Raw genomic sequence first — 20,706 nt, 5'->3', positions numbered from 1 at the left:
GGATATTATAAGCAATAAACATCGAACACACAGATTTGGTTGTTTAAATCTTAAACTTCACTACCTATATAATCATATCACACAGATGTACTGATGATTCGCCTGAAAGTCAGGTTTACCCTTGGTCCGATATGTTGAGCGGTCTTGGCAATCCGGTGTTCCCATTTTGCCTGCAAATCACCTTTCATGATCAAAAGAGATCCATGTTCTAACCTTACGGCATATTTCTCGCGGTGGTTTTCTTTTTTCCGGATATCAAAACTCCGCACTGCGCCAAAGGAAACAGAAGCGATAACCGGATGCGATCCCATCACCGTTTCCTTATCACTATGCCAGGCAACCGAATCATTGCCATTACGATAATAATTGAGCAGAACACTATTAAAGGTAATTCCAGCAATGGGTTCTACCAATCTTTTAAGTTCCAAAAGTGAGGCTGTCCATTCCATCGGCGTAGATTTGCCAAGCGCTCCATAGTTGATGCCCGCAATATCTCCATACCAGACAGTAAGCCTGGGTGTAAGTACTTCCCGGTCGTACATTTTTACAAGCCTTTGCTGCCATGGTGTATTTTGAATAAGCACAGTAAGCAAGAGATCGCTTTGATCCTGATCGATAAAACCTGCACGGTATTCGAGCACATCTTGCGGTAGTCCAGCAGATTGCCCGCTAGGAGCAAAAAAACTCAATTGTTCGGTTACCTGTTCACCTCTTCCCATCCAAATGATTCTTTTTTATAAACCAGTGGCTTTGCATGCAAGGAGAAATCATCCGAAAAATCATGGTTGAATACCTGGAAGTTTACCGCCCACTCATCCTTAAGCAGACCTGGCACAAATCTCGAAAATATGCCTTGAAAGCTGTTAAAATTAATCCCCTCTTTGCAAATAATCATATAAGCAGTATCAGACCTTAATACCACTTTTTCTACCAGATTTGGCCAACGCGAACTGATCTCCTGGGGAAGGCAGTTAAAATGCTGTGCGTCAATATGACCGGTAAGACCGATCAGCAGATCCTCGCTAAGTTCATCACCGCTTTGTAGCTTCCATGTACCTTCCCATTTTTTCATACTGCCAATCAGTTCACCATCCAGCACAATCTTCCAAGGCTCTCCAACCCCAAAACGGATCAATTGATAAACCACTGATATGCCATTTTCATCCTCAAAAAAATATTCCAACTCCGTCATAAAAAAGATCCTTTTCTATTTTTTAAAGATCAAATATAATTATTTATACTAAATAAATTAGCATTTATTAACATTTTTTGATTGCAAAAGTGCAATTGGAATTATTTAAAACCACAATCAGATAAATTTGTTCACAATTTAATAATACTAATATTTTTAGTATTACTTTTGCAAGGGTGGTAGCGAGATTATTTTCCCTTGCTCTGGCAAAAGGATATGGCGGCTGTTAAAAAGGATATTATAGGCAAACTTCAGGAACAGATCCTGAATCTTCAGGGCGTTAAGCCTGGAAGGAATGCTCATGCGATAGACTTTGGACTGGGCATAATTTCTAGTGCTTTCCCGGGTAATGTATTTCCATTGGCTGCCCTGCACGAATTTTTAGCCACAAATCCGGAAGATGCAGCTGCAAGCGGCGGTTTTATATCCGTACTGCTTTCTACCCTGATGAAAAAGAATGGTGTTTGCCTGTGGATCAGTGCACAACGCAAAATATTTCCACCTTCACTCATCACTTTTGGCCTGTCGCCAGAACGTATCATTTTTATTGATCTGCAAAAAGAAAAGGATGTATTATGGGCAAGTGAGGAGGCTCTAAAGTGCGAAAGCCTGGCTGCAGTAGTAACCGAACTGGATGAAATGAGTTTTGCGCAAAGCAGAAGGCTCCAACTGGTGATCGAAAAAAGCAGGGTTACCGCCTTTGTGATCCGAAAAAATGCTGAAAAACTCAGCTCTACCCTGGCAGCCGCCAGGTGGCGCATATCTGCCATGCCCAGTGGGACCATTGATGGATTACCCGGACTAGGCTTCGCCAGGTGGCACGTTGAACTGCTTAAGGTTAAAAATGGAATACCGGGCAGCTGGATGATCGAATATGCAGCCGGAGTTTTTAAACCGGTAAAAGAAGTACCTTTTAACGATCTGAAAATCAGAAAGGCGGTGTGATGCAAAAAAGATATATGTCTATATGGTTTTCTACCTTGCTTACCGACTGGATCCGCATCAAGCGACCAGCCTTAAGGGATTTGCCGCTTGTTTTTTCAGATAAGGCCGGTAACCGGATGGTGATTACCGCTGCCAGTAAAGAAGCTACTTTGCTCGGCATCCATTTGGGAATGCCGCTGGCTGATGCCAGAGCGATTGCCCCTGATTTGCAAGTGATTGAAAACCAATATCACAAATCAAAAAAACTACTAGAGGCACTTGGCAGATGGTGCATCCGTTATACGCCATTAGTGGCTGTGGAAGAAGATCAGGGCCTGATTTTGAATATCAGCGGATGTGTCCATCTGTGGGGAGGTGAAAGGGAATATCTGCGCGAAATCGTTAACCGCCTACGAGGGCTTGGCTATCAGGTCAGGGCTGCGATTTCAGATACCATGGGTACCGCCTGGGCCGTATCGCGTTATGGCAGGGTTTCTCCCATCATTAAAAGCGGCGAAGAGCTGAATGCGCTTCTGCCCCTACCGCCAATGGCGCTCTGCATTTCGCATATGGCCAGTCAAAAATTGATCAAGCTCGGGCTAAAGACCATCGGCAGTTTTATTACCATGCCACGATCGGTACTGCGCAGAAGGATTGGCGAAGACAGTATGGAAAGAATAGAACAGGTTTTAGGACAAAAGGAAGAATTTTTTCTACCGATTACGGTCCCCGAAGTTTATAGCGAAAGATTGGCCAGTTTGGAGCCGATCAGAACACGAAAAGGAATTGAAATCGCCATCGAAAAACTGCTGTTGCTGCTTTGTGCCAAACTACAAAGGGATGGAATGGGCCTCCGTTCGGCCCTGTTGCAGAGCTATCGGATAGATGGACGGGTAATTAAAACCCAGATCGGAACCAATTGCCCAAGTACTAATACGAGCCATCTTTTTAAGCTGTTTTCACTCCAGATCGATAACATTGAGCCTAAAATGGGCATCGAACTTTTCACCATGGATGCGGTAAGCTTTGATCAGCTGGATCCAGGCCAGGAATCTTTATGGATAACAGAAAAAAATATGGGCAATCAAAAGGTCATTGAACTTTTGGACAGGTTAGCCGGGAAACTGGGTGCACAGGCTATTCAGCGCTATCTGCCACAGCCTCATCACTGGCCGGAGCGATCCTTCAAAAAAGTGGATTCAATTACCGAGCCGCTTTCTTTACCCTGGCGTACCGACCGCTTGCGCCCGGTACAGCTACTTAAAGTACCAGAGCCTGTACAGGTTACTGCACCTATCCCTGATTATCCGCCCATGCTCTTTCGCTATCAGGGCGTTACCCATCAGGTGAAAAAGGCAGACGGGCCGGAGCGAATTGAACGTGAATGGTGGCTGGAGGAAGGTGAGCACCGGGATTACTATCAATTGGAAGATGCACAAGGAAAACGCTACTGGCTTTTCAGATCGGGACATTATAGTTCAGAGAAAGCCTCTCAGTGGTTTATACACGGTTTTTTTGCTTAGTGAAATGGAATATATAGAACTTCAGGTAACCAGTAATTTTAGTTTCCTCAGGGGGGCTTCACACCCGGAAGAACTGATCGATCAGGCGGCAGCCATGGGTTACCGCAAGCTGGCTATTACCGATCGCAATACCCTGGCAGGGATTGTGCGTGCACATGTAGCGGCCAGAAACCACGCTATCGAGCTGATACCAGCCTGCAGGCTCGACTTACTGGATGGGCCATCGTTATTGGCTTATCCAACAGACAGACAAGCCTATTGCCGCCTTTCTGCTTTGCTTAGCCTGGGCAATAGCCGGGCAGAAAAAGGCAGTTGCCACCTTTATCAGGCTGATGTGTTTGAATACAGCGAGGGAATAAAGTTTATTGTAATTCCCCCTGATGAAATGAATTCCATGTTCGATTACCAGGAAAACTTTAAAGCTCAACTGGCAGATTTCAGAAAAAAACTGGGCGGTAATCTGTTTTTAGCTGCAACCATGGGTTATACCGGAGATGACCACAAAAGACTGTTCAGGCTAAACCAGTTATCGCAGGTGCTGGATATTCCGCTCATTGCCACCAATGATGTACATTACCATCATCCTGATCGCCGTGAACTGCAGGATATACTCACTTGTACCCGTGAAAAATGCACGGTCCAGAACGCCGGATTTTTGCTCCATCAAAATGCAGAGCGGCATTTAAAGGATCAGGCAGAAATGATGAGGCTTTTCAGGCAATATCCACAAGCTATAAATAACAGTATTTTATTGGCTGAATCCTGCCAGTTTTCACTCGATAGTTTAGAATATGTGTATCCGGAAGAAATTACTACGGATGGAAGATCGCCGCAGGAGGAACTTAGCTATCTTTCCTGGAAAGGTGCCAAAGAGATGTTTGGTGAAGAAATCCCCGAAAAAATTGCAACCAACATTCGGTATGAACTTAAATTCATGGAAGAAATGAACTATGCTTCCTATTTTCTTACTGTATATGATATTGTCAGGTTTGCGCGTTCAAAGGGTATTCTATGCCAGGGCCGCGGCTCTGCAGCCAATTCTACGGTGTGCTACTGCCTGGGCATTACTTCGGTTAATCCCACCAAGTTCGACCTTCTATTTGAGCGCTTTATTTCTTCGGCCAGAAATGAACCGCCGGATATCGATGTGGATTTTGAACATGAACGTAGAGAAGAAGTGATCCAGTATATTTATCAGAAATACGGCCGCGACCGGGCAGCCATTGTGGCTACCGTAACCCAGCAGCATCAAAAAGGTGCGATACGTGATGTGGGTAAGGCCATGGGACTTTCGGTAGATACCCTGGCTAAATTATCTGGTGCAATCTGGGAGTTTACCGATGAATGGTTTGAAGAAGCGCGGATACTGGAAGCGGGCCTCAATCCAAAGGATCCGCTTTTAAAAAAGGTATTGCAGCTCACCGGACAAATGATGGGCTTTCCCCGCCAGCTAGGCCAGCATACTGGCGGATTTGTGATTACACAAGGAAAACTGACAGACCTCTGCCCCATCATCAATGCACGTATGGCAGACCGCACCAATATAGAATGGAACAAAGACGATATTGATGCATTGGGCTTTCTGAAAATTGATGTGCTGGGATTGGGCATGCTCACCTGTATCCGGAAAGGATTTGAACTGGCGAAAAAGCATTACAACCTCGATTTAACCCTGGCCAATATCAATGAAAAAGATGATCCCAAGGTATATGAGATGATCAGCAATGCAGATACCATTGGTGTTTTTCAGATCGAAAGCCGTGCACAACAGTCGATGCTGCCACGTTTACGCCCCAAGTGTTTTTATGACCTGGTAATCGAAGTGGCCATTGTACGTCCGGGGCCTATTCAGGGAGATATGGTGCACCCCTATCTAAGGAGAAGGAATAATGAAGAAGCTGTTGAATACCCTTCGCCCGAACTGAAGGAAATATTGTGGAGGACAAAAGGTGTGCCTTTGTTCCAGGAGCAGGCGATGAAAATTGCCATTGTAGCAGCAGGTTTTTCGCCGGCCGAAGCAGATGCTTTAAGGCGTAGCATGGCCACTTTCAAATTTAAGGGTCTGGTAAACCAGTTTGAAAAAAAACTCATCGATGGGATGTTGGAACGCGGCTATAGTGAAGATTTTGCCAAACGCATATTCAAACAGTTAGAGGGTTTTGGAAGTTACGGTTTCCCGGAGAGCCATGCCGCGAGCTTTGCACTATTAGTTTATGTGTCCTGCTGGCTGAAATGTTATTATCCGGATGTTTTTGGGGCAGCATTGCTCAACAGCATGCCCATGGGCTTTTATCAGCCGGCACAGATTGTGATTGATGCCAGGAACCATGGCGTGGAGGTTCGTGCGATAGATGTTAATTATTCGGAATGGGACAATATACTTGAGGAAAAAACTGGAAAATACCATGCCATTCGCCTGGGCTTTCGCCAGATCAAGGGGATCGCCACAGAAGAAATGAAACAGCTTATTAAAGGAAGAACGGCCTGCTATAAAATGATACATGAACTTATGGATGCCGGCGTATCACAGCACACGCTGGAAATTTTGGCTGATGCTGATGCCTTTCGTTCACTTGGAATGGACAGGCGGCAGGCCCTTTGGGAAGTTTCGGCATTGGCAGACCGCCCTGTTGGCTTATTCGAAAAACAAGCTTCTGAAAGTGAAAAAGAGCCACAATTATCACTCCCGCTAATGCGTAATTCTGAACATGTAGTACATGATTATGCCACAACGGCACTATCGCTCAAAGCACATCCCGTGAGTTTTGTACGTGAAAAGCTGAGTTTACTTAATATCCTTTCTACCAAAGAAACCGCAGCATCCTGGGATGGCAGATTGGTGAAAGTTGCAGGCCTGGTGCTGGTACGCCAGCGACCTGGAACTGCCGGTGGAGTCTGTTTTATTACGGTTGAAGATGAAACAGGTGTAGCTAACCTGGTTGTTTTCCAACATCTTTTTGAAAAGTACCGAAAGGAGATTCTGGGTGCAAGGCTTCTGATGGTAGAAGGAAAACTACAGCGTGAGGGTGAGGTGGTGCACATCATCGTTAAACGCTGTTTCGATCTGACCAAACTGTTGAAAGGACTTACCGATACAGGACAGGAAGAACTCCCTTTATTAACCCTTTCAAGGTCAGACGAACGCATGCCCTATCCTACAGAAAACAAACGTACACAGAAAAGAGAGCAGGCAGATGGAACAGTATTCCCTCGAGCCAGGAATTTTAAATAGTTTCAGGTTGACAGCATTAATAATACCAATCATACTTCAGCTTTACCAATCTACTGAAAGCGGGAAAAACCGGAACTGATGATGGAAAATCCAAATAAAGAACCCTGGAGACTAGGCCCCAGGGTTATCGGAATGTGCACCAAACAGCCTATGAGAGGGGCTGTATATTACCAAATACGGCACACCAAACTTTACTTTTCCAAAAGGGCAGCAGTACACCATAAATATGGAGATTGCCCATGCGAATCGCCCACGTTTCTAGGGCGGTCGTAATAATATTGTTTATCATTTTTCTTATTTGTACCTACACATACTTCTGCAACATCACCCTTTTCGTTGATGTAAGGCACTAATGCCAGCCAGGCCTTCCGGGCCACAGGTGCATATTCCTGCTTATCCAGCCACCCTTGTTTTACCCCGCTGATCAGCGCATAGGTAAACATGGCCGATCCCGATGTTTCCGCCCAACAATCTGGTTCATCAATTAACTGGTTCCACATGCCACTGGGCCTTTGATAATCTTTCAAACTTCTCATCATTATTTCATAACCTTTCAGGATCCGAGGGCGGTCTTTATTGTCTTTAGGCAGTAAACGTAACAGTTCGGTCATGCCTGCAGCCATCCAGCCATTGCCACGTCCCCAATAAAAAGGTACGTCGGGTGCGTGGTAAAAAAGGCCATTCGGTCGCTGTAGCTCATCCAGATAAAGTACCATTTCACGGGCAGCGCGATCGATGTATTTCCGGTCGCCGGTGGCTTTATAAGCCTGTGCCTGCACAATGGTAATCATGTACATATCATCGATCCATAGGCGGGTTTGCCATGAAAATCCTTTATCTGCCCATTCTTTCTGCTTTTGATCAGCACGAGGAGGGAGCGTCCACTGCGTATTCGCATAAGGCATACCCAGATCGAAATAACGTTTGTCTTTGGTAATCTGATAAAGTTCCAATGGTAAACTGCCAAACATGTTCAGGTCAACATGGTTCATAACCGGTAACAGCTGTTTTTCCTGTGAAGTAAGTTTCTTAAACCTTTCTTCCAAAAGTGATAGGAGCTTTTTATCTTTTGTTAATTTGGCGTAGCGAAGCGCCCCTGCCCAGTTAAAAGTTTCAGGATAGCTGATCCATTTACCTGCATGGAGCATGTGTTTTCTGTCAGGAAAGCGGTATGCCAGGCGTTTTCCCACTTCCTTTGGTCCAAAACCTGCCGGAAAATCTTTTAGCAGATTTTTCTGGGCAAACAGAAACTTACCGGGAATTAAGAATAAAAATAAGATAATTGATTTTCTATACATATTGATTTGTAATTTGATTAAAAGCATGTTCAGTGGAAAAATTTGGTTAAAAAAATGAAATCAGATACCATGCTTTGATTATAAACACTTCTGTCCTGCCTTCAGGATATTTTTCTACAATGAACCAGCAATGCTTAATAGCCAGGGTTCTGTTCCAACTTAGCACCGTTGTTACGTTCAATTTCGGAAGCAGGAATAGGCCATAGGTTATAAGTGGTTAGTATATCGTTATAATAAGGATTACATTTCTTTACGCGATCATAAACTAAGCCGAGCCTCATGAGGGTAATTCTTCTTTTTTCTTCCGATCCCAACTCACGCATCCGTTCGTCTAAAATATAATCAATATTCACATTCGCTGGCAATACAGGAGATGCATTTGATCTCCCGCGTACCACATTAATATCAGCCGCAGCCTTATCCAACTGACTCAAACCCAGATAGGCTTCGGCCCTGAGCAAATAAGTTTCTGCCAATCGGAACATGTATTGGTCGGCATAGGTTCCGCCTGCACTTGCCTTAAGCAACAGCTGCGATTTATCCTGGAACATGCCATCAGGGTGATCGCCAGGGGTAGTTACCTTTGATTGAAAAGCATAAAAATCTCTTCTTGGTACGGTAATACCTGCAGGAGGGTTTATGGTGGATATGGTTTGACCGAAGCGTGGATGCGCAGGATTGGTTACTTTAAATTCGCGCACAAAGTTGAATGGTGCGTTCCTGAGATCGTTATTAAAATCGCTCTGCCAGATTACGTCCGAGAAATATCTGGTGGGTATTGCCCAACCGATTCCCCTACCGCCGGTATAATCGCTGATGGGGTATAAAAATGGCTGAATACTGCTTCCAGCAAGCCTGAATGTAAGAAATTGTGGGGCAAAATGCCGCTCCATCTGGTAAGAACCGCCAATTCCTGTAGAAACAGCTCCACCTCCAGGTACATCAGTTTCAAACTGGATTACCCAGAGGCTCTCCCGGTTCGTTCCATTTTTCCGGTTTTGGTTACCGCGCTGAAAAAGGTCCCAATACACATTTTTTGTTGCATCCGACGCTTTTACCCCAAACCTGGTCGTCATCAGGCCAACATTGGGGTTACTGATCACCGTTGAAGCGGCATCTGCCGCATTTTGAAACTGCCCTGCCGCCAGGTAAACTTCCGACAGGAGATGATATGCGGCAAGGTTATTAATTTCCCCGTCCTGCACCACATTGATGGCAGGCAGGTTGGATGATGCAAATTTAAGATCGCTGATGGCCTGCTCCAATACCGCGGTTTTCGGTGCCCGTACATAATCTGTTTTGGGCGATACCACCTCGGTTGTGTTTAAAGGTACACCACCGTATAGATAGGCAAGTGTACGGAAAGCCATTCCCCTGAAAAATTTAGCTTTGGCTTCCATTAAGGTTTTATCTGCTGGAGACAATGCAGAAGCAGGAATACGATCGATAATGGTGTTCGACTCCGCAACAATTTTATAAAGAGACGTCCAATGAATTAAAGGAATTTCGGTACTCAGCGGCGAATAGGCCGCAACCATATTGGTGTGCCTGGTAGTGGACGGCTGACCATCAAAAACCAGGTCGCAACCAAACACATAATCGAAAGGCCGTTGCTCGCCACTGTTATAGAACTCGCTTCTAACCCGGCTATATAAATTGTTTACGGCAGCATTAAAGTCTTTAATATTATTGTAGGCATTTGTGGTGCTTAAAAAATCCAGTGGTTCTTCATCCAGAAAAGATTTTTTACAGGAGAAAAACGTCATGACCAGAGCAGCAGCTATAATCGTAAAGGTTATCTTTTTCATTGTTTTTGATTTAAAATGTAACATTGAGACCTAAAGAATAGCCTTTGAATACAGGCCTCCCATCATTGGTCAATCCCTGGTTTGTTTCCGGGTCCCAACCATCCCATTTGGTCCAGGTAGCCAGGTTTCTTCCACTTACAAATACATTCAGGTTCTGCAGTTTCATACGCTCAATCAGCTTCCCGCTGAATTTATAGGAAAGTGAAACATCCTGTAACCGCACAAAACTGCGGTTTTGGAAAAGTGGCGGGTTTAAAGTTGCAGAAACAATAGATCGGGGATATTTACCATCGGGGTTATCTGGCGACCAGAAATCTATGCCGCTGAGGTAATTGTTCCGGATGGAATTATCATCCCTGATCAGTCTTGGGGTATTGCCGGCAAGGTAAGATTTATCTCCCCCCTGAACTGAATTTAAGAATATGCTTAAGGTGAAGTTTTTGTACTGAAAATTGTTCAGCAAACTAATCCTATAGGCCGGGGCTGATGACCCCAATACCGCTCTGTCGCTTGCATTGATCACCCCGTCGCCATTTTGATCTACAATACGGAAAGTGCCCGGAGAATAACCGGTTGGAATTTTCTCGCCTACCTGCCAGATCCCATTTACCTGGTAATCGTAAATTACAGCAGTAGGCTGACCGATGAAAAGGCCACTCTGAGGGAGATCGTCTTCCACACCATCACCGTTACGATCACCTAACAGCTTTACCACTTTGTTTACATTCCTTGCGAAATTTAACGAAGATGTCCATTTAAATTCACCGCTATTGATGTTTTTTGAGTTTAAAGAAACTTCCAGGCCTTTATTGTTCAATTGGCCGATGTTGGTGAGGATATTGCTAAAACCGGTAATTACCGGAATGTTTACCGAATAAAGAAGATCGGTTGTTTTGGTATCGTAATACTCAACTACACCCGATAACCTGTTTTTAAACAGGGTAAATTCAAGACCCACATTGGCGCCTGTAGTTCGCTCCCACGTTAAATCCGGATTGGATAAGGAATTTACCTGCTGGCCAAACTGTGTAGAACCGCCATCTCCAAAAACATAAGAGGCACTTACGCCCACGTTGGCAAGTGATGAATATCTGGTCGTCTGATTTCCGGCAACGCCATACCCTATCCTCAGCTTCAGGTTATCTACCCAGTTAACTTTGAAAAAAGGTTCTTTAGAAATATCCCAACCCGCTGATACCGACGGGAAAATACCGTATTTATTGTTTTCTGCAAAGCCTGAAAACCCATCTCTCCTAATGGTACCGGTAAACAGGTATTTGCTGTCGAAATTATAATTGAGACGGAACATCTGATAATTCAGGGTTTCTTTCCAGGCATTGGATATCGCAAAACGGTTGGTGCCCTGCTGCAGGTTATCGTAACCCAGGGTTAACCTCGAAAAACCTGTGGAGTAAGCCCTGGTATAACTATTATCACGTTCTATAGCACCGTAAAGCAAAGTTCCGGTAAAATTATGTTTACCAATCACCTTATTATAAGTTAACAGGTTATCAAAAGTATAATCATAATAAGTAGTATTTTCTTTCGAAGCCTGCCCGGTAAGGTTGGCATCGTACATATTTGAAATGTTTTTAAAATCGAGGCGGTAATTATTGCCAAAACTGATCCTATAGCTCAGGCCTTTAACAGGCAGTTGAACGTTACCATAAACATTGGCAAAGAAATAATTGTGGCGGTCGTAATCTTTTGCCTGGTAATTTAGTAAGGGGTTTACCACATTGGTATTGAAAGGATTGATTTTCAGGTTCCCATTATTGTCCCAGGGCAAAATTAACGGCGACATGAGATTGATATCTACAAAATTTGGTTCTACGCCATCTTCATTTACAAAAGTACCAAACGATTGCAGGCCAATGGTAAGCCAGTCTGTGGCTTTGGTTTCGATATTCGCCCTGATGGTTTTCCTTTTAAAAATATCATTATTGATAAAACCTGAATTCCGGGTTAAACTGCCCGATAACAAGTAATTAATTTTGTCTGTTCCACCTGATACACTGAGCTGATTATCCACTATCGAACCCGTTTTAGTCGCTTCATCATACCAGCTAAAATCGTTTGGCAACAGGTTTCCCTGTGCATCTTTCATAGAGGCATCTACCTTGCTCACCAGATCGAAGGCCGGATTAGGCTTTGTAAAATCTGGGGCAAGAAAAGCCTCATCATAATATAAATATCTAATGTGATCTAAATATTCATCCCTCGCCATGGGCTTTAAATCGATATTAGGTTTTTGAGTGGCGTATTGAGTAGAAAAAGAAATTCTCGTCCGGCCGATGGCCCCTTTTCTGCTGGTGATGAGGATTACACCATTCGCGGCCTGTGCACCATAAACCGCAGTGGCACTTGCATCCTTTAAGATATCAATAGAAGCAATATCATCCGGATTGATAGAAGTTAAGGAGCCATTGTATTGTACCCCGTCCAAAATAATCAATACGTTCTGGTTGCCGCCCAAAGTATTTTGCCCCCTAATGCTGATACCTGGTGTGGCACCAGCACGGTTTACCTGCCCCACATTTAATCCTGGTACCGTTCCCTGCAAAAGGTTGGCTACATTGGTAGTAGGTGAATTTCTGAAATCGTCGAGATTTGCCCGCACAACCGATCCGGTCACATCTGCTTTTTTCTGTGTTCCGTAACCAACCACCACCACCTCTTCCAGATTGGCCTGTGCCGACTTTAACACCACATTGATATTTTTAAGATTACCTACCGCTACTTCCTGTACGTCGTACCCGATATAAGAAAATACCAGCACCGTTTGCGCATCACGTACACTGATTTTGTACATACCGTTTTCATCGGTTACAGCAGTGGTGGTTCCATTTTTTACCTTAACCGAAACTCCGGGTATCGGTGATTTCGTTTTTTCGTCTGTTACCTTGCCTGTGATGCTGATATCGACCTGGCTGAGGACAGCAAGTTCAGGTTTTTTATTTAGCAACACAGTTGCAATGCTGGCGTTTGCTGTTGTGGAAAAGGCCAATACCAGGATCTGCAAAAAAATGATGGCTATAATTCTTTTGGGTAGAATTCTATATCTCATATTTGGTTAAAATTATTGAATGTACGAAACCATTGTAAATGGGCATTATTGGCTTAGCGAAATCAACAAAGCGGTGATGCAAGGTTTTTATATCTGGTTTCCTGGTATCAAAGTAAAAAAATGCTGTTTACAAAAAATGTTCATTCCTTTGTCGTTTTATCTCAAAATGATAGGGATGATGAGCATGATGGGTATTGTTCAAACCTCTTATTCGCCCACCGGTACCGGAATATTCACCCCTGTAGCTGTGGCCGTTCCAAAGTTTGGTGAGCCATCTGCATTCCAGGTCAGTTTTTGCATCCTTGGTGTTCTTGATCCATTGCTGGTATTGGCTACGCTGCGGGCATGGTAAATAAACCAGTTTTCGCTATGCAGCACACCATTAGGGTCAGTGTAGCTACTGGTAAAAAAACCATTGTGACCAGGGCCATAAACGCCATTGGCATCGCTTTTAACAAACACCTGTTTTTTATTGATCCAATCGCCTGCTACCATCGGGTTGCCCCCATCTTTTAGCTGGATCTGCGCCAAACAATAATTATCGCTGCTGTAGCGGCTGGCAGAATAAATAATAAATACCGGACTGCTGTCATCTTTTCTGAGCATAATGGGGCCTTCGTTAACACCCGCACCCAAAGCGCCACTCGGTTCATATTTTTCCCAATTATTGGTTGGCGATGATATTTTTACCCTGTCGCTGCTTATTGTCCATGGGTTAGACATCTGAGCAATGTAAATGTATTGCTTGTATTTAGTAGCTACGTTCTCCCATCCCGACCAAATGAAATAGTTTGAAGTTCCAACGGTTAAAACTGATCCGTCAATCGCCCATTGATCGCTGGGATCGCTGATTTTCCCTTTAAATGTCCAGGTACCCGTAGTAGGATCGGCATTGGAATTTTCAAGCACATACATGCGATGGGTAACATCGCCCCCATCATTTGCGGCAAAGTAGAGGTACCATTTTCCGGAGAGGAAATGCAATTCGGGTGCCCAGATATTAGAAGAATAAGCTGCACCTGCCGGAGGAGTCCATACCACTGTTTCAGTTGCCGTAGAAAGCAAAGACATGGTTCTGGTTTTCCTCAGGCCAATATTACTGCCACGGGTATACATGAAATAATAATAACCATCTTTTTGAGCAACATAAGGATCGGCTCTGCTCGCATTAATAAGCGGGTTCTGGAAATTGGTATCATGAAAATTAAACATCCCCTGTGTACCGGTTAGCGTGGTTTTCTGCCTGATTTTGGTACCAGGCGTACTGCTTTCGGGATCGACAGCCATTTTCATCCCGGTGGCCTTGTTGGTAAGCGTGTATACATTGTTACTGCCGGTATAAGCAATAGCCCATTGCTGCGCATCGCTTCCATCATCAGTACCCTGTTGCAAAATATCGCCCGATGTAGCCGATGGCGATTTAAGGCATTTACTGCTCGTCATATTCACCAGTTTGTAATAAGTGGCATCGATTTTTACCAGTTTCCATTTTTGGCCATTGTTGGGAAACCACGACCATTGCTGAATAGCGGCATTTTCTGCCGTGGAGTTACCGGTAACTTCCACCACAGGCCCGTTGGGCAAGGATGAAGTGCCACGGATGCGGTATATTGCCCCATCAATCAAAGTACCCAGTGGCGGTGCCGCGGCAATTACATTTAAGGCAGACAGTTTTTCGATTTGGTTTACATCAGCACCTTCGGTTGACGGACCTTTCTGGCAAGAAGTGGTTAAAACAACCAGCGCGGTTGCCAGATGAATCAATAAGTTGTTTCTCATAGTAAAATGTTAGAACTGCAAAGGCGTGGTAAGCCGGTAGAAGGATTTGCAGTAAGGTTATTAATTTGGTTAAATCCTATCAAAGTAAAGAAATGATAGTTGTAAAATTTGTTCATCTTTTTGTCGATATGTCTCAAATCATCTTTACCAAACTACACAAACAACTGATAATCAGATATTAGAAAACCAGCTTTTCAAAAACTGGTAAAAAGGTTCCTAAATATGGATTACACCACAATTGGATTTATATATATTTGAGATTACTTGAATATGCGATTTGTATTATTTTTTCTGTCAGTGAATCTGTTTTTTGCAATTTCTATCTGCAAGGGGCAATCCCATTATTTCAGGCAGTACCAGGCCGATGATGGATTGGCGCATAATTCAGTGAATACGGTTATACAGGATAAAAAAGGCATGATCTGGGTGGGTACCCGGGGCGGTTTAAACCGCTTTGACGGTTATACTTTTAAAACCTTTAAAGATGAAAAAAGCAGGTTCGGAAACATCGGCAACAACATTATTGTTAGCCTTGCTGAAGATAAAAACGGCATATTATGGGTAGGTACCGGTCGTGGTATTTTTAAATATGACCCCATTAAAGAGTTGTTTACGCCGCTCAAGCCCGACGTAAAAAAATACATCAATGCCATCCTGGTCGATCATGAAAACAACCTTTACTTTTTAGCAAACAGAGCCCTGTTTAAATATGTACAGCAAGATAATAAGATCATAGACTTAAAAATAAGTGCAGCCTGCATGGCCATTGATGAACATCGGAACATTCTGGTTGGCACTGATAATGGTGAAATGGTTACCTACAACCCAGGGGATGGATCAAAGACCTTTGTAAAAATTATCGGAGAGCATGTACCGGCAAACCTTCGGTCAATCAGTAAAATATTTCCAACAGACAACGATAATATACTGGTAGGATGTTTTAAGCGTGGATTGAAAAGTTATAATACCAAAACCGGTAAGATCAGATCGCTGATCCTTAAAAATAGCGACAATACAGATATTTATGTACGTGACATCACCGTAGGTGAAAAAAACGAGTATTGGATTGCCACAGAATCGGGTATTTATATCTATAACCTGGCCACCAATACCAATATCAATCTGCGTAAACAACCGGGTGATCCCTATTCCATTCCTGATAACGCTGTATATACGGTTTGTAAGGATAATGAAGGTGGCATGTGGGCCGGCACCTATTTCGGGGGACTGGGTTATTTCTCCCGGAACAATGCACGGTTCGAAAAATATTATCCGCTGTTGGGTACCAATTCTATTTCCGGAAATGCAGTGAGGGAAATCTGCCCTGATCAGAAAGGCAATTTATGGATCGGTACTGAAGATGCTGGTGTAAACAAATTCAACCCAAAAACCGGGCTTTTTACCAATTATAAAGCCAACGGCAAGGACGGCAATCTATCGTACCCAAATATTCACGGTCTGCTCGCTTTGGGTAATCAATTGCTGGTTGGGCCGTTTTTACACGGCATGGAAATTATGGATATGGATAAGGGAAAAGTAATTGAACGTTTTAAAACCATTGGCGAAGAAAATGAAGAAACGAGCGATTTTGTACTTTCCATCCACCAAGCTAAAGATAGCACCATTTACGTAGGTACAGGCTATAATATGGGTTCGGGACTATTTATTTTTAACCAAAAGAAGAAGACATTTAGAAGGATTAAAGAGATTCCTGTTAACTCATATGTATACGATGTCTGGGAGGATCGGCTAGGCAATATCTGGACTGGCAGCGTTTCACGCGGGGCATTTTATTTTCACCCTAAAACGGGTAAACATGGCAACATTTCTTTTGGCGAAAAGGTTAACAATAAGACAATCCATGATTTTCCGGTATGCGGCATTATGGAAGACAGCAATAATGCCATGTGGTTTACTACAGAGGGCGGTGGACTGATCAGGTTAAGTGCAGACCGTAAAGTAATGAAAAAATTTACAACTGAAAACGGACTACCCACCAACATCTTGTTCAGGGCGTTAGAAGACAATTCAAAACGTTTATGGATCAGCTCGCTCAAAGGGTTGATCTGTTTCGATCTGAAGACCGAAAAATTTAGAATCTATACCAAATCAAATGGATTGATTACCAATCAGTTTAACTTCAGTTCGGCCTATAAAGCGCCAAACGGCAGAATGTATTTTGGATCGGTAAGGGGAATGATTTCTTTTGACCCCAAAGATTTTGAACTCAAAGACCCTGCCCCCCCTACCTTTATCACCGGTTTTCAGATCAATAATCAGGAAGTTCTTCCCAATGTTGAAAACAGCCCGCTGAGCAAATCCATTTCTTATACTGATACCATTGTATTGGCCCATAATCAGAATAATTTTAGTATCGAATTTGCTGCGCTCAACTTTTCTTCTCCAGAGGTTACCAGATATGAATATGTAATGAAGGGTGTAGACCAGGCCACTACCTATCTTAACAATAACCGAAAAGCCTATTTTACGGATTTATCTCCGGGCAACTATATTTTTTCGGTTAGGGCAAAAAGCAATATAGATAGCTGGACGGGTAAAGAACGTCGTCTTTTTATTCAGATTCTCCCGCCATTTTGGAAAAGTACTACGGCTTATATTTGTTACCTGCTGATGATTGCAACAGGCCTGTTTCTGTCCGTTCGGTATTATCATCGCTATATCGGGCGCAAAAACCTTAATAAATTACAATTATTCGAACATGAAAAGGAGAAAGAGATTTATCAGGCCAAGATTGAGTTTTTTACCAATATCGCCCATGAAATACAAACGCCACTTACGCTGATTTTAGGTCCGGTGGAGATGATGCTGGAAGAAGCACAGGAACAGCCCCTCAAAAGCAGTTTGCTGATGGTTGAAAAAAATGCAAACCGCCTGGCCAAGCTCACCAATCAACTGCTTGATTTTCGTAAGACGGAGATGGACCAGTTCGGCTTAAACTTTGTGAATACTGATATTAACCAGCTCTTAAAAGAACAGGTGAATGCTTTTAAACAGGAAGCCTTGAAAAGCAATATTTCACTTGATCTCGAACTGCCTAAAACCCATATCATTGCATTTGCCGATCGTGAAGCATTGATCAAGATCTATAACAATTTAATTTCTAATGCCATAAAATATGGAACAAGTGAGGTAACCGTGCGCCTGAACGCCGATGAAATCAACGGCCAGTTTACAGTTACTTTCAGTAACGACGGAAAAGGAATCCCCCTGCAGTACCGTTCTCAGATTTTCGAACCATTTTTCAGGTTATACGGCAAAGATAAACCAGGTACAGGCATTGGGCTTTCGCTGGCAAAATCGTTGGCAGAACTGCATAATGGCTCACTGCATTTATCGGAAAGCGATGCAGACAAGATAGTTTTTGAATTGACCTTACCTATACACCAAAAGTTTGAATTTAAATTGAGCAGTTGGAAAAAGATAAAACAGCCATGATGGAAAGCATTTTAATTATCGACGATAACGAAGATATCCTCGAGTTTTTAACGCAGGTATTCGGAAACACCTATAAATTGCATCTGGCCATTAACGGCGAGGTTGCTCAGGAAATTCTGGATAATGAAATCGTTGACCTGATTATTTCGGATATTATGATGCCCGGCATTGATGGTTTTGAACTTTGCAGGCTCATCAAATCGAATGTAGAATATTGCCACATCCCCATTATCCTGTTGACCTCAAAAAATACCTATAAAGCGCATATTGAAGGATTGGAAGTGGGTGCAGATCTGTACATTAAAAAGCCATTTTCGCCACAATTGTTACGGGTACAGGTAGCAAACCTGCTTCAGAACCGTTTAAAAATAAAGGCCCACTTTGCCAGTTCTCCTTTTGAGGATGTAAGGGTGGTAGCCAATTCTAAAATTGAAGAAGCTTTTTTAAAAAGGCTGGATGAATATGTCCGTAAAAACATTCAGGATCCTTATCTGGATATCGACCAGATGGCCGAACACATGCACATGAGCCGTCCAACCCTTTACCGTAAGATAAAAGCTATTTCTGCGCTATCGCCTAAAGAACTCATTGATGTAACCCGGCTCAAAAAAGCAACCAAGCTGATTGCCCAAAACGAATTCACTTTTTTTGAGATTGCCAAAATGGTGGGTTATAGCTCTCAAAGTTTATTCAACAAAAATTTTCAAAGGTATTTTAAGGTAACGCCACAAGAGTACATGAATTCGCTGAGTAAAGATACCAGGGAATAAAATCTGGTATTGGAGTAGCTAATAAGCTTAAAGTTTTATGTGAAAGGTCTGTGAGGACACAGACCTTCGCTGACTTACCAAGCTTAGGTGACTAATTTGGTGATCACGAAAAGGCTTTTTCAGCAATAGTGTTGAGGACAGATTTTGTACGCAATTTCGCCATGTAAGAAATATGAGAACATACCAGCTTATTTGCCCCTTTAAATGTCTGATATGGTAAAAACTAAAGGCAAATAGTTTAATTAAGGTCTGTGGAGACACAGACCTTGGAACTTTGTTGTTGAGGCTGTTAATATTTAAAAACTTTCCCTCCAACCATTACTTCCTGGCGGGTGGCATCAAAGGTGGCTTTCCCCCCGGTTCGTACTGCGGCATTGGTCATAATGTTTGCAATGGAATGCTGATAACCTGCTTCTACCGGGGCATTAGGTTCTTTTCTACTTCGGATACACTCCAGCCAGTTACGCATGTGGTTGGAGCTTAACACATCGGCACCTGTATTGGCCGATGCGGCAGCAGCAGATGGGGCTGCAAGTTTGATTTGAGGCAATAGGTTTGGTTTCATTCTCATCGCCGCTGCAGCCCTTTCAGTTAACCCCCCATGTGGCGAAATGGTATTGGTAATCAGGTTCAGCTCACCGCCGTTGGAATAATAAATCTCTGCGGGTTTTTCGTCGCCATTGTGCATCCTGGAACTAAATACCACCTGGAAACCTTTGGTAAGGTCATCTAATGGGCCATAGTCAAAAACAGCGGTGGTGGTATCCCAGTTTCGGCGACCATCTTTCCATTGATAAATGCCGCCGTTGGCAGTTACGCTGCGCGGGTGCGGCAAACCCGTAAACCAATGCACCGTATCTATCTGATGGCTCATCCATTGGCCGGGCATACCGGAAGAATAAGGCCAGAAAAGACGGTACTCCAGGTAAATCCTCGGATCAAAGGTTTCGTATGGGCGGTTCAACAAAAAGCGTTTCCAATCCGTATCTTCCTCTTTCAATTTGGCTACCAGATCAGGACGGCGCCACCGGCCCGGCTGGTTTACATTCCAGCTCAGTTCTACCATGGTAATATCACCAAACTTCCCTTCCTTAATAAAATCGGCAGCGGCTTCATAATTCTGTCCACTGCGGCGTTGTGAACCGATCTGGAGAATCTGTTTAGAAGACCTTACCGCCTTTAAAGCAGCGCGGGCATCATCCATGGTTTCAGCAAAAGGTTTCTCGCAATACACATCCTTTTTATTTTTAACCGCCTCAATGGCGTGCAAGGCATGTGCAAAATCCGGCGTGCTGATAATTACGGCATCAAGATCTTTCAGGGCATAAAGCTCATCATTGTTTTTACAGGAAGTAATGCCATGGCCAATTTTGTTTTTAATATGCTCAGCACCTAAGGCGCGGCGGTAATTCCAGAGGTCGGAAAGGGCAACAATATCAAAGTTCAGTTCCTTATGGTGGTTTAAAAAGCAGGGAAAAAGCGTATCCTTAAAACGGTCGGAAAACCCTACCACCCCAACCCTAACCCGATCGTTGGCACCAATGATATTCGCATAACTCTTGGCCGACATCCCTAAGGTACCAACATAAGTACCCGCCGCCGCAATTGCAGCCTTTTTTATAAAGTTTCTTCTCGATTCTTCCATCATTTCCGGTTA

Annotated in this window: 12 protein-coding genes; 5 read left to right on the top strand and 7 right to left on the bottom strand. The window is 43.5% G+C overall.

Annotation, left to right across the window (positions count from 1 at the left end):
- Positions 1 to 77: 77 nt before the first annotated feature.
- Both ACK1I8_RS05360 and ACK1I8_RS05355 read right to left on the bottom strand, forming a co-directional pair.
- On the bottom strand, positions 78 to 719 hold the full coding sequence (locus ACK1I8_RS05360; protein ID WP_412468310.1) for an alpha-ketoglutarate-dependent dioxygenase AlkB family protein: 642 nt from the start codon (positions 717 to 719) through the stop codon (positions 78 to 80).
- Positions 698 to 1,192 carry a hypothetical protein gene (locus ACK1I8_RS05355; protein ID WP_412468309.1) on the bottom strand — a complete coding sequence of 165 codons (495 nt, stop codon included), beginning with the start codon at positions 1,190 to 1,192 and terminating at the stop codon, positions 698 to 700. The genes ACK1I8_RS05360 and ACK1I8_RS05355 overlap by 22 nt, the downstream gene beginning before the upstream one ends.
- Positions 1,193 to 1,408: 216 nt before the next feature.
- On the opposite strand from ACK1I8_RS05355, the gene ACK1I8_RS05350 reads away from it, so the two are divergent.
- The 3 genes from ACK1I8_RS05350 to ACK1I8_RS05340 are packed head-to-tail and all read left to right on the top strand — an operon-like array spanning position 1,409 to position 6,871.
- A complete protein-coding gene (locus tag ACK1I8_RS05350; protein WP_412468308.1) occupies positions 1,409 to 2,137 on the top strand; it encodes an ImuA family protein in 729 nt (242 codons plus the stop codon).
- Positions 2,137 to 3,639 carry a Y-family DNA polymerase gene (locus tag ACK1I8_RS05345; RefSeq protein ID WP_412468307.1) on the top strand — a complete coding sequence of 501 codons (1,503 nt, stop codon included), beginning with the start codon at positions 2,137 to 2,139 and terminating at the stop codon, positions 3,637 to 3,639. Before ACK1I8_RS05350 ends, ACK1I8_RS05345 begins: the two co-directional genes overlap by 1 nt.
- Before the next feature lie 4 nt (positions 3,640 to 3,643).
- Positions 3,644 to 6,871, top strand: a complete 3,228-nt coding sequence (locus ACK1I8_RS05340; protein WP_412468306.1) for an error-prone DNA polymerase — start codon at positions 3,644 to 3,646, stop codon at positions 6,869 to 6,871.
- A 191-nt stretch (positions 6,872 to 7,062) separates the two neighbouring features.
- On the opposite strand, the gene ACK1I8_RS05335 is transcribed toward ACK1I8_RS05340, so the two are convergent.
- The 4 genes from ACK1I8_RS05335 to ACK1I8_RS05320 all read right to left on the bottom strand — a co-directional run bounded on the left by ACK1I8_RS05335 (position 7,063) and on the right by ACK1I8_RS05320 (position 14,823).
- Positions 7,063 to 8,169, bottom strand: coding sequence for a glycoside hydrolase family 105 protein (locus tag ACK1I8_RS05335; RefSeq protein WP_412468305.1), 1,107 nt, complete (start codon positions 8,167 to 8,169; stop codon positions 7,063 to 7,065).
- 134 nt (positions 8,170 to 8,303) lie between these two features.
- Complete coding sequence (locus ACK1I8_RS05330; protein WP_412468304.1) at positions 8,304 to 9,977, bottom strand: RagB/SusD family nutrient uptake outer membrane protein; 1,674 nt, start codon at positions 9,975 to 9,977, stop codon at positions 8,304 to 8,306.
- A gap of 10 nt (positions 9,978 to 9,987) precedes the next feature.
- Entirely contained in the window at positions 9,988 to 13,044 is a 3,057-nt protein-coding gene (locus tag ACK1I8_RS05325; RefSeq protein WP_412468303.1) for a SusC/RagA family TonB-linked outer membrane protein, read from the bottom strand.
- Between the two features lie 207 nt (positions 13,045 to 13,251).
- Positions 13,252 to 14,823, bottom strand: coding sequence for a family 43 glycosylhydrolase (locus ACK1I8_RS05320; protein WP_412468302.1), 1,572 nt, complete (start codon positions 14,821 to 14,823; stop codon positions 13,252 to 13,254).
- A gap of 297 nt (positions 14,824 to 15,120) precedes the next feature.
- Between ACK1I8_RS05320 and ACK1I8_RS05315 the strand changes: the two genes are divergently transcribed.
- Both ACK1I8_RS05315 and ACK1I8_RS05310 read left to right on the top strand, forming a co-directional pair.
- Positions 15,121 to 18,279, top strand: coding sequence for a two-component regulator propeller domain-containing protein (locus tag ACK1I8_RS05315; protein ID WP_412468301.1), 3,159 nt, complete (start codon positions 15,121 to 15,123; stop codon positions 18,277 to 18,279).
- On the top strand, positions 18,255 to 19,049 hold the full coding sequence (locus ACK1I8_RS05310; RefSeq protein WP_412468300.1) for a response regulator: 795 nt from the start codon (positions 18,255 to 18,257) through the stop codon (positions 19,047 to 19,049). Before ACK1I8_RS05315 ends, ACK1I8_RS05310 begins: the two co-directional genes overlap by 25 nt.
- 289 nt (positions 19,050 to 19,338) lie before the next feature.
- On the opposite strand, the gene ACK1I8_RS05305 is transcribed toward ACK1I8_RS05310, so the two are convergent.
- A complete protein-coding gene (locus ACK1I8_RS05305; RefSeq protein WP_412469348.1) occupies positions 19,339 to 20,694 on the bottom strand; it encodes a Gfo/Idh/MocA family protein in 1,356 nt (451 codons plus the stop codon).
- Between the last annotated feature and the right edge of the window lie 12 nt (positions 20,695 to 20,706).

Origin of the sequence: Pedobacter sp. KLB.chiD, assembly GCF_047040275.1 — a bacterium.
Taxonomy (GTDB): Bacteria; Bacteroidota; Bacteroidia; order Sphingobacteriales; family Sphingobacteriaceae; genus Pedobacter.
The sequence above is the reverse complement of the archived record's forward strand: the minus strand, read 5'-3'. Positions and strand labels throughout refer to the sequence as shown.

Excerpts from the sequence above, each read along its gene's own strand:
- ACK1I8_RS05360 (WP_412468310.1), bottom strand. The coding sequence starts at position 719 with ATGGGAAGAGGTGAACAGGTAACCGAACAATTGAGTTTTTTTGCTCCT.
- ACK1I8_RS05355 (WP_412468309.1), bottom strand. The coding sequence starts at position 1,192 with ATGACGGAGTTGGAATATTTTTTTGAGGATGAAAATGGCATATCAGTG.
- ACK1I8_RS05350 (WP_412468308.1), top strand. The coding sequence starts at position 1,409 with ATGGCGGCTGTTAAAAAGGATATTATAGGCAAACTTCAGGAACAGATC.
- ACK1I8_RS05345 (WP_412468307.1), top strand. The coding sequence starts at position 2,137 with ATGCAAAAAAGATATATGTCTATATGGTTTTCTACCTTGCTTACCGAC.
- ACK1I8_RS05340 (WP_412468306.1), top strand. The coding sequence starts at position 3,644 with ATGGAATATATAGAACTTCAGGTAACCAGTAATTTTAGTTTCCTCAGG.
- ACK1I8_RS05335 (WP_412468305.1), bottom strand. The coding sequence starts at position 8,169 with ATGTATAGAAAATCAATTATCTTATTTTTATTCTTAATTCCCGGTAAG.
- ACK1I8_RS05330 (WP_412468304.1), bottom strand. The coding sequence starts at position 9,977 with ATGAAAAAGATAACCTTTACGATTATAGCTGCTGCTCTGGTCATGACG.
- ACK1I8_RS05325 (WP_412468303.1), bottom strand. The coding sequence starts at position 13,044 with ATGAGATATAGAATTCTACCCAAAAGAATTATAGCCATCATTTTTTTG.
- ACK1I8_RS05320 (WP_412468302.1), bottom strand. The coding sequence starts at position 14,823 with ATGAGAAACAACTTATTGATTCATCTGGCAACCGCGCTGGTTGTTTTA.
- ACK1I8_RS05305 (WP_412469348.1), bottom strand. The coding sequence starts at position 20,694 with ATGGAAGAATCGAGAAGAAACTTTATAAAAAAGGCTGCAATTGCGGCG.